This window comes from Comamonas sp., assembly GCF_036643215.1.
GTDB lineage: Bacteria > Pseudomonadota > Gammaproteobacteria > Burkholderiales > Burkholderiaceae_C > Comamonas.
Genome location: NZ_JAVXSJ010000083.1, coordinates 1 through 2407, shown reverse-complemented (window position 1 = coordinate 2407; position 2407 = coordinate 1). Strand labels below are relative to the sequence as shown.

2 protein-coding genes are annotated in these 2407 nt (G+C 55.0%); both read right to left on the bottom strand.

Annotation, left to right across the window (positions count from 1 at the left end; all coding sequences use genetic code 11):
- The coding region (locus tag RSF91_RS19770; RefSeq protein ID WP_332570001.1) for an NADP-dependent isocitrate dehydrogenase at positions 1–1669 on the bottom strand (1669 nt) is incomplete at its 3' end.
- Positions 1670–2165: 496 nt separating this feature from the next.
- Positions 2166–2339 (bottom strand): hypothetical protein, encoded by a 174-nt coding sequence (locus RSF91_RS19765; RefSeq protein ID WP_332570000.1) that lies wholly within the window; start codon positions 2337–2339, stop codon positions 2166–2168.
- Positions 2340–2407 lie beyond the last annotated feature (68 nt).

Here is a 2407-nt window from a genome sequence, read left to right as displayed (position 1 = left end):
ACAGGTCGGTCAGGTAGTCACGCAGAATGTTGCCGGTCACCGAGATGGTGTCCAGACCGCGAGCCACACGCTCCAGCGTGTAGCGCATGGCGCGCACTTGCGACAGGATGTGGATTTCCAGACCGGTGGTGTCGTATTCCTTCAAGTAGGTTTGCACCTTCTTGATCAGCTCGGCTTCGTGGGGACGGTATGGGTCCAGCCAGAAGACAGCAGGCATGCCAGAGTTGCGGGCACGGGTCACGGCCAGCTTCACCCAGTCGCGCACGGGTGCGTCCTTGACCTGGCACATGCGCCAGATGTCGCCTGCTTCAACGTTCTGGCTCATCAGGACTTCGCCAGTGGCGGTGTCAACAATATTAGCCACGCCGTCTTCGGCGATTTCGAAAGTCTTGTCGTGCGAGCCGTACTCTTCAGCCTTCTGAGCCATCAGACCCACGTTAGGCACGGTGCCCATGGTCTTGGGGTCGAAGTTGCCGTGCCACTTGCAGAAGTTGATCACTTCCTGGTAGATACGGGCGAAGGTGGACTCAGGCATCACGGCCTTGCAGTCATAAGGCTTGCCATCAGCAGCCCACATCTGGCCGCCCACGCGAATCATCGCAGGCATAGATGCGTCAACGATCACATCGTTCGGCGAATGGAAGTTGGTGATGCCCTTGGCAGAGTCAACCATGGCCAGACGAGGACGATCTTCCTGGCACTTGTGCAGGTCACGGATGATCTCTTCACGCTGCGACGAAGGCAGCTTTTCGATCTTGGCGTACAGGTCGGCCATGCCGTTGTTCACGTTCACGCCCAACTGGTCAAACAGCTTGCCGTGCTTCTCGAAGGCTTCCTTGTAGAAGATGCGCACGCAGTGACCGAACACGATGGGGTGGGACACCTTCATCATCGTGGCCTTGACGTGCAGCGAGAACAGAATGCCGGCTTCCTTGCAGTCTTCGATTTCCTTTTCGTAGAAAGCGCACAGAGCCTTCTTGCTCATGAACATGGAGTCGATCACTTCTGCAGCCTGCAGCTTGACCTTGTCCTTCAGAACAATAGATTGGCCAGACTTGGTCTCCAGCACCATCTTGACTTCACAGGCCTTGTCCAGAGTCATGGACTTTTCGCCGTGGTAGAAGTCGCCCTTGTCCATGTGGGACACGTGGGTCTGCGACCACTGCTTCCACTCGCCCATCGAATGGGGGTGCTTCTTGGCGTAGTTCTTGACAGCAGCAGGAGCGCGGCGGTCAGAGTTACCTTCGCGCAGCACGGGGTTCACGGCAGAGCCGATGCACTTGCTGTAGCGAGCCTTGATGTCTTTTTCTGCGTCGGTCGTTGGGTTCTCAGGGAAGTCAGGCAGAGCGTAGCCCTTGCCTTGCAGTTCCTTGATGGCTTCTTGCAGCTGGCCCACAGATGCCGAGATATTAGGCAGCTTGATGATGTTGGCTTCAGGCGTCAGCGTCAGCTTGCCCAGCGCAGCCAAGTTGTTGGGAGCACGTTGTGCTTCCGTCAGGAATTCGGGGAACTCGCCCAGGATACGGCCGGACAGCGAGATGTCGCTGGTTTCCACATTGATGCCAGCAGGTGCCGCAAAAGCGCGGATCACGGGCAGGAATGCGCTGGTGGCCAGGCGAGGAGCCTCGTCAGTCAAGGTATAGATGATGGTGGGTTGCTGCGTACTCATCTCGTGTCTCAGGTTATGAAAAAAGGGGGAGTGCCTAGGGCCGACATCCCGAGCTTGCGCAATGGGGCCTGACACAGCGGGACGACACTATCTTGATGCAATGCGTTCCCACAATACAAAATTCTAAGCGCAACCGGGCTGTTTTTTTCAAGTCTTGTACAAGACTCAAGGGTTTAGGTCTACTTTCATGGGGCATTTTCATTGGGAAAGTGCCAAAAACCCCTTGATTTTTGCCATGTAAATAATTTGCAGTGCAACTACATAAACTCAAATCTCGGCGGCCCTCTGCATCCGCCAATAAAAATTGCGTTGCGCGGCCTTTGGCACAAAGTTGCACGCGCTTTGGCACAAAGTTGCGCAGCCTTTGGCACCGAAGCTGACAATGCCGCAAGCAATCACTTAACGCAAGATGTTGCTTTGATGCTCAGCACTCTGTAGCGACTGTCTCTGATCGACCCTAAGGAGTCAGTCGAATACTGGTAGTTCACTGGTCTTGTTAGGCACTGACATTAGAGGGGAAAGCCTTAGCAGGTCTTTGCACTTTGTCTTTCAATGGATGAGTGATACCGCCATCGCCGTAGGTATTAATCACTTGTGAGATGACTATTTGATAGCCAGCTAGCCACTGAGTTTGGCGTTGCTTCGCCTGAATGTGCGAAGGGTGCTTCATGAGTGCCTCCAATGGGCGTTGTTGCATAAATCAGTCTGCGCGAGCCGCTAGGCTCGCCGCATGAGCAA

What these genes read in the sequence shown, in the direction of transcription:
- RSF91_RS19765 (WP_332570000.1), bottom strand. Translation starts at nt 2,339, where the DNA reads ATGAAGCACCCTTCGCACATTCAGGCGAAGCAACGCCAAACTCAGTGG.